Consider the following 7,459-nt stretch of genomic DNA (forward strand, 5'->3'; position numbering starts at 1 on the left):
GGACCTTTGGGCAAGAGTGCGGTGCGATAACCGTCTTTTAACGGTTCTACCTGGAATCTTAACGAAATTAGACCGCCTGTGAGGAGTTGGAAATCTCGCTTTAAAATTCCCGACTCGAGCCATTAACAGTTAGATTTCGTTAACATCCCGATTACATTATTGCCCAGTGCCCAGGTAAGAACCCGGCCGCTGACACCTATTAACTTCGACGCTCGATGGCGCCCGGCTTCGCCGCGCTTGCGATCGCCACTACGCTGGGCGGCGTGTTCGAATCGCTGTCCGACCGGCTGACCGGTGCCCTGCAGGGGCTGCGCGGCAAGGGCCGGCTGACCGACGCCGACATCGACGCCACCACCCGTGAGATTCGGCTGGCGCTGCTGGAAGCCGACGTGTCGCTGCCGGTGGTGCGTGGGTTCGTCGGCCGGGTCAAGGAGCGCGCCAAGGGCGCGGAGGTGTCCGGCGCGCTGAACCCGGCGCAGCAGGTCGTCAAGATCGTCAACGAGGAGCTCGTCGGCATCCTGGGCGGTCAGACCCGCCCGCTGGCGTTCGCCAAGACACCGCCGACCGTGGTGATGCTGGCCGGCCTGCAAGGCTCCGGCAAGACCACGCTGGCCGGCAAGCTGGCCGCCTGGCTGCGCAGCCAGGGCCACACGCCGCTGCTGGTGGCCTGCGACCTGCAACGGCCCGCGGCCGTCAACCAGCTGCGGGTCGTCGGTGAACGCGCCGGGGTCCCGGTGTTCGCGCCGCACCCGGGCGCCTCACCCGACTCGGGCCCCGGCGACCCGGTCGCCGTCGCGGCCCAGGGCCTCGCCGAGGCGAAGGCCAAACACTTCGACGTCGTGATCGTCGACACCGCCGGGCGCCTCGGGATCGACGACGAGATGATGGCCCAGGCCGCGGCCATCCGCGCGGCCGTCGACCCCGACGAGGTGCTGTTCGTCCTGGACGCGATGATCGGCCAGGACGCCGTCACCACCGCCGGGGCGTTTCGCGAGGGCGTCGGCTTCACCGGGGTGGTGCTCACCAAGCTCGACGGCGACGCCCGCGGCGGCGCCGCGCTGTCGGTGCGCGAAGTCACCGGTGCGCCAATCCTTTTCGCGTCCACCGGGGAGAAGCTGGAAGACTTCGACGTCTTCCACCCGGACCGGATGGCCAGTCGCATCCTGGGCATGGGCGACGTGCTGAGCCTGATCGAGCAGGCCGAGCAGGTCTTCGACGCGAAGCAGGCCGAGGCCGCCGCCGCCAAGATCGGCTCCGGCGAGCTGACGCTGGAGGACTTCCTGGAGCAGATGCTCGCCCTCCGCAAGATGGGGCCGATCGGCAACCTGCTGGGCATGCTGCCCGGCGCCGGCCAGATGAAAGACGCGCTGGCCGCCGTCGACGACCGCCAACTCGACCGGCTGCAGGCCATCATCCGCGGCATGACGCCGGCCGAGCGGGCCGACCCGAAGATCATCAACGCCTCGCGACGGCTGCGCATCGCCAACGGCTCCGGGGTCAGCGTGTCGGAGGTCAACCAGCTCGTCGACCGCTTCTTCGAGGCCCGCAAGATGATGTCGTCGATGATGGGCGGCATGGGGCTGCCCGGTTTCGGGCGCAAGTCGTCGTCGCGAAAAGCGAAGGGCGGCAAAGGCAAAAAGGGCAAGAAGCGCGGGCCGACGCCACCCAGGCGCACCCCGGCCGGGCTGCCGGCCGGTTTCCCCGACCTGTCGCAGATGCCCGAGGGCCTCGACGAACTTCCGCCCGGGCTGGTCGACTTCGACCTTTCCCAGCTGAAATTTCCTGGTAGCAAGTAACTTTCGGCTCCACGTGGCACTGCATCTGAGCGGCCGCAGCTTACCCGACGGAACGGCTATCGACCTGTGGATCGCCGACGGGCAGATCAGCCTGCAACCGGTTGCCGGCGCCGACACCGTCTTCGCGGGCGGCTGGATCATTCCCGGACTGGTCGACGCGCACTGCCACGTCGGACTCGGCCCGGGCGGCGCGGTCGATCTCGACACGGCCGTCGGGCAGGCCGAAACCGAACGCGACGCCGGGGCCCTGCTGCTGCGCGACTGCGGCTCGCCGATCGACACCCGCAGCCTCGACGATCACCACGATCTGCCGCGCATCATCCGGGCCGGCCGGCACCTGGCCCGGCCCAAGCGCTACATTGCCGGCCTGCCGATCGACGTGGAGGACGAGTCCCAGCTTCCGGCGGCGGTGGCCGAGCAGGCGCGCCGCGGCGACGGCTGGGTCAAGCTGGTCGGCGACTGGATCGACCGCGACGTCGGCGATCTGGCTCCGCTGTGGCCCGACGACGTGCTGCGTGCGGCGATCGACACCGCCCACGCCCATGGCGCGCGGGTCACCGCACACGTGTTCGGCGAGGACGCGCTGCCCGGGCTGATCACCGCTGGCATCGACTGCATCGAGCACGGTTCCGGGCTCACCGACGACACCATCGAGCTGATGGTGGCCCATGGCACCGCTGTGGTTCCCACCCTGATCAACGTCGACAATTTCCCCCGGATCGCTGACTCGGCGGACCGCTACCCGACCTACGCCGCCCACATGCGCGCCCTGCATGCCCGGGCCCGGCAGCGCATCGCCGCGGCCCGCGAGGCCGGCGTGCCGATCTACGCCGGCACCGACGCCGGCGGGGGGATCGCGCACGGACGCATCGCCGACGAGGTCGAGGCTCTCAAGGACATCGGGATGAGCCCGGTCCGGGCGCTGGGCGCGGCGTCCTGGGACGCGCGCCGCTGGCTGGGGCGGCCGGGCCTGGAGCACGGGGCATCGGCCGACCTGTTGTGCTACACCGGCGACCCGCGCCACGGCGCGGCCGTGCTGAACCGGCCGGACGTGATCGTTCTGCGGGGGCGGATGTTCTGACCGGGCGCATCTGGCGCCGGCCGCCGACCGGGAAAAAAAGATTGTGACCACTCACTAACGTTTGGTAGGCTGCGGTGGTCCCCGACCGACTGGAGAGATCCCCACCGACTGGAGAGATCCCCACCGACTGGAGAGATCCCCACCGACTGGAGAGATCAATGACCTACGACGTGATCCTGCGGGACGGGTTGTGGTTCGACGGCACCGGCGCCCCGCCGCAGGTGCGCACGTTGGGCATTCGCGACGGCGTGGTGTCCGCTGTGTCGGCCGGGCCGCTGGACGAGACCGGCAGCCCCGAGGTGATCGACGCGGCGGGCCGCTGGGTCATGCCCGGTTTCATCGACGTGCACACCCACTACGACGCCGAGGTGCTGCTCGATCCCGGCTTGCGCGAATCGGTGCGGCACGGTGTCACCACGGTGCTGCTGGGCAACTGCTCGCTGTCGACGGTCTACGCCGGCTCCGCGGATGTCGCCGACCTGTTCAGCCGGGTCGAGGCGGTGCCGCGCGAGTTCGTGCTGGGCGCGCTGGAAGCCAAGAAGAGCTGGTCTGATCCCGCCGGATACGTTGCGGCCCTTGATGCTCTGCCGCTGGGCCCCAACGTCGGCTCGCTGCTCGGCCATTCGGATCTGCGGACCGCGGTATTGGGGCTGGGCCGCGCCACCGACGACCACGTGCGGCCGACCGACGCCGAACTCGACGCGATGGCGGCCATGCTGGATCAGGCGCTCGACGCCGGCCTGCTCGGCATGTCGGGAATGGATTCCGCGATCGACAAGCTCGACGGCGAACGCTATCGCTCGCGCGCGCTGCCGTCGACGTTCGCCACCTGGCGCGAGCGGCGCAGGCTGATCGCGGTGCTGCGCAGGCGCGGCCGGATTCTGCAGAGCGCCCCCGACGTCGCCAAACCGTTGTCGGGTCTGCTGTTCTTCCTGTGCAGCAGCACGATCTTCGGCCACCGCGACCCAGTTCGGATGAGCCTGCTGGTGTCGGCGGACGCCAAGTCGATGCCGGGCGCGGCCGGCGTCTTCGGTCCGGCCACTCGGCTGCTCAACGCCGTACTGGGCGCCAGCGTGCGCTTCCAGCACCTCCCGGTGCCCTTCGAGTTGTACTCGGACGGAATCGATCTGCCGGTGTTCGAGGAGTTCGGTGCGGGCACCGCAGCACTGCATCTGCGTGATCAACTGCAGCGCAACACGTTACTGGCCGACACGGCCTACCGCCGGGAGTTCCGGCGTGAATTCGACCGCAAGAAGCTGGGCCCGACGTTGTGGCACCGCGACTTTCACGACGCGGTGATCGTCGAATGTCCTGAAACGGCCCTGGTCGGCAAGAGCTTCGGGCAGATCGCCGACGAACGCGGTCTGCACCCGCTGGACGCGTTCCTCGACGTGCTCGTCGACAACGGCGAACGCAACGTCCGCTGGACCACCGTCGTCGCCAACCACCGGACCAAGCAGCTCGACAAGCTGGCCGCCGAGCCCAGCGTGCACATGGGGTTCTCCGACGCCGGGGCGCATCTGCGCAACATGGCCTTCTACAACTACGGTCTGCGGCTGCTCAAGCGCACACTCGACGCGGAGCGGGCAGGCGCGCCGTTCCTGAGCCTGCACCGGGCCGTATACCGGCTGACCGCCGAGGTGGCCGACTGGTTCGGACTCGACGCCGGCACGCTGCGCCGCGGCGACCGGGCGGACTTCGCGGTGATCGATCCCGCGGGACTCGACGACTCGGTGGACGGCTACCACGAGGAACCGGTGCCGTTCTACGGGGGCTTGCGTCGCATGGTGAACCGCAACGACGCCGCCGTCGTCGCGACCGGCGTGGGCGGCGCGGTGGTGTTCCGCGACGGCCGGTTCCGCGACGGCTACGCAACGACGGCGAAGTCGGGACGTTTCCTGCGGGCCGGTGACCGCCGGCCGGCCGGCGTCGGTGTGTGAGATGCCCAGAACGCAGCGGCAGCGCCGCGAGCAGACCGTTGCGCGACTGCTCGACGCCAGCATCGCGACCATCGCCGAGGTGGGCTACGCGCGCGCCTCTGCGGCAGCAATCACCAAGCGCGCCAACGTGTCCGACGGCGCCTTGTTTCGCCACTTCGACACCGTGGGCGACTTCATGGCGGCCACCGCGCGCGAGGTGCTGCGCCGTCAGCTCGACGAATTCAGCACACGGGTGGCCCGGTTGCCCACCGGCCGGACGGATCTGGCAGCGGCGCTGACCATCCTGGGCGACATCAGCGGCAACTACACCAACGCGGTGCTCTACGAGCTGATGGTCGCCGCGCGCACCGACGACAAGCTCCGGGCCACGCTGCGCGACGTCCTTGCCGAGTACGGCTCGAAGATTCACGACACGGCCCGGGCACTGCCCGGCGCTGACAGCTTTCCCGAGGAGGTCTTCCCCGCTCTGGTGGCCACGATGACCAACGTCTTCGACGGGGCGGCGCTGGTGCGGGCCGTGCTGCCGCAACCGGAGATCGAGGCGCAGCGCATCCCGCTGCTGATGTCGCTGCTGAGCACCCTCGCGGCGACCCCGGCCCGATGACCGGCTGTCCTACAGCGTGCCGACGGCCGACTGCGGGGGGAGGGCGAAACCCCAGTCGAGCAGGCTGGCGGCCTGGTCCCAGTAGGTCGGCCCGCCCTCGTGCACCAGCCCGTACATCATGGCGACCACCAGCCGGCGGCCGTCGCGGGCAGCCGCGCCGACGAACGTCTTGCGCGCCGCGTCGGTGAAGCCGGTCTTGCCGCCGAGGGCACCGGGATAGCGGTACAGCAACTCGTCCTGGTTGACGATCTGGCGGTCGTCGTCGCCGGGGCCCGCCGGGAACGGGGCCGACGGCTCGGCGGTGATCTGGGCGAACACCGGGTTGGCCAGCGCCGCGCGGAAGATGACCGCAAGGTCGTGCGGCGTGGTCAGCCCCGGCCCGTCCGGCCCGTCCAGGCCCGACGGGCTGGGCGCCCGGGTGCTCGTCGCGCCCAGCGCGGCTGCCTTGGCGTTCATCTTGGCGACGGTGGCCTGTTGACCGCCCAGCATGTGCGCCAGGGTGTCGGCGGCGTCGTTGCCCGAGACCAGCAGCAGGCCGTCCAGCAGCTGGCGGGCGGTGTAGGTGCGGCCCGCTTTGACGCCCACGCAGTTGCACTCGACCGCGGTGTCGGACTGGTCGGCGACCACGGTGGACTCCAGGCTCAGCTCGTCGAGTGCCACCAACGCCAGCAGCACCTTGATCGTGCTGGCCGGTGGGTGGGCCACGTCGGCGTCCCGGGCCGCCAACACCTGACCGCTGTCCAGATCGGCGACGATCCAGGTCGGTGCGGGCCCGTCCGGGATGGGCACCGAGCCGACGGGTTGCACGCTGGTGTCGGCCCCGGCCGTCGCGCTGCCGCCGATGACCGCGAGCAGAGCCGCCACGGCTGCGAGGATCCTCCGCATGGGCGGTTAGCCTATCGGGCATGTTGACCCAGGCCGAAATCTCCGACCGGTGGGAAATCCAGCAGCTGTTGGTGGATTACTCGAGCGCGATCGATCTGCGTCGATTCGACGACCTCGACACCGTGTTCACCCCGGACGCGTACATCGATTACAGCGCGTTCGACGGCATCGTAGGCCGCTACCCGCAGGTGAAGGCCTGGCTGGCGGAGGTGTTGCCGAACTTCGCCAGCTACGCCCACATGCTGGGCCTGCCGTCGATCCGGGTCGACGGCGACACCGCGACCGCGCGGACGTTCTGCTTCAACCCAATGGTTTTCGGCGGCGCGACACCGGCCACGATGCTGCTGGGGCTGTGGTACGACGACGAGTTCGTGCGCACCGCCGACGGCTGGCGGATGAGCCGCCGCGTCGAGACCAAGTGCTTCGACCGGCGCCCGTGACGCGCCGCCCGGCGCTGACCGCCACGCCGGCGTGCCGCTCGGCGAGGCAGGCCGCCCAGCTCGCGGCCGGATTTCCACCGCCCGACCGTGCTCTGGCACAATGAGCGGCTGTCCGCCGCGCGACTGCGCCCCTCGAGTGTTGCCCGGCGGTCACCCACGCAAGGCAAAACCGGATCCCGGCATCCCGCCCGGATCGCTGAATTGCAGCGTGACACCCGTAGGAGCGCCTCATGGCTGTCAAGATCAAGCTGACCCGGCTCGGCAAGATCCGCAACCCGCAGTACCGCATCGCTGTCGCCGACGCCCGGACCCGGCGCGACGGTCGCGCGATCGAGATCATCGGCCGCTATCACCCCAAGGAAGAGCCGAGCCTCATCGAGGTCGACTCCGAGCGGGCGCAGTACTGGCTGTCCGCCGGCGCTCAGCCCACCGAACCCGTCCTGAAGTTGCTGAAGATCACCGGTGACTGGCAGAAGTTCAAAGGGCTGCCCGGCGCCGAGGGCAGGTTGAAGCTCGCCGAGCCCAAGCCGAGCAAGCTGGAGCTGTTCAACGCCGCGCTGGCCGCCGCCGAGGGCACCCCGACGACCGAGGCCGCGACACCGAAGAAGAAGAAGGCGCCGGCCAGGAAAGCCGCCCAGCCCGAGAAAGCCGCCGAGTCGGCCCAGTCCGAGAAAGCCCAGCCCGACAAAGCCCAGCCCGACAAAGCCGCCGAG

7 protein-coding genes are annotated in these 7,459 nt (G+C 69.8%); 6 read left to right on the plus strand and 1 reads right to left on the minus strand.

All coding sequences use genetic code 11. The annotated features are described in order from the left end of the window. Nucleotides 1-263: 263 nt before the first annotated feature. The 4 genes from ffh to ABDW21_RS00195 all read left to right on the plus strand — a co-directional run bounded on the left by ffh (nt 264) and on the right by ABDW21_RS00195 (nt 5,421). Complete coding sequence (gene ffh, locus ABDW21_RS00180; RefSeq protein ID WP_343599316.1) at nt 264-1,796, plus strand: signal recognition particle protein; 1,533 nt, start codon at nt 264-266, stop codon at nt 1,794-1,796. A 13-nt stretch (nt 1,797-1,809) separates the two neighbouring features. Next, complete coding sequence (locus ABDW21_RS00185) at nt 1,810-2,877, plus strand: amidohydrolase family protein (RefSeq protein WP_343599314.1); 1,068 nt, start codon at nt 1,810-1,812, stop codon at nt 2,875-2,877. A 158-nt stretch (nt 2,878-3,035) separates the two neighbouring features. Then, nucleotides 3,036-4,817: an amidohydrolase family protein gene (locus ABDW21_RS00190; protein ID WP_343599312.1), complete on the plus strand. Its 1,782-nt coding sequence runs from the start codon at nt 3,036-3,038 to the stop codon at nt 4,815-4,817. Nucleotide 4,818: 1 nt separating this feature from the next. Then, on the plus strand, nt 4,819-5,421 hold the full coding sequence (locus ABDW21_RS00195; RefSeq protein ID WP_343599310.1) for a TetR/AcrR family transcriptional regulator: 603 nt from the start codon (nt 4,819-4,821) through the stop codon (nt 5,419-5,421). A 9-nt stretch (nt 5,422-5,430) separates the two neighbouring features. Here the strand turns inward: ABDW21_RS00195 and ABDW21_RS00200 are convergent, their stop codons facing one another. Next, the gene (locus ABDW21_RS00200; RefSeq protein WP_343599308.1) at nt 5,431-6,306 is read right to left on the minus strand and encodes a D-alanyl-D-alanine carboxypeptidase family protein; all 876 of its coding nucleotides are present in this window, start codon (nt 6,304-6,306) and stop codon (nt 5,431-5,433) included. A 20-nt stretch (nt 6,307-6,326) separates the two neighbouring features. Here ABDW21_RS00200 and ABDW21_RS00205 point away from each other — a divergent pair, with 20 nt between their 5' ends. After that, nucleotides 6,327-6,746 (plus strand): nuclear transport factor 2 family protein, encoded by a 420-nt coding sequence (locus tag ABDW21_RS00205; protein ID WP_343599306.1) that lies wholly within the window; start codon nt 6,327-6,329, stop codon nt 6,744-6,746. A gap of 230 nt (nt 6,747-6,976) precedes the next feature. Further along, the coding region (gene rpsP / locus ABDW21_RS00210) for a 30S ribosomal protein S16 (protein ID WP_343709900.1) at nt 6,977-7,459 on the plus strand (483 nt) is incomplete at its 3' end.

Source organism: Mycobacterium sp. (assembly GCF_039583805.1).
In the GTDB taxonomy this organism is placed as follows: domain Bacteria; phylum Actinomycetota; class Actinomycetes; order Mycobacteriales; family Mycobacteriaceae; genus Mycobacterium.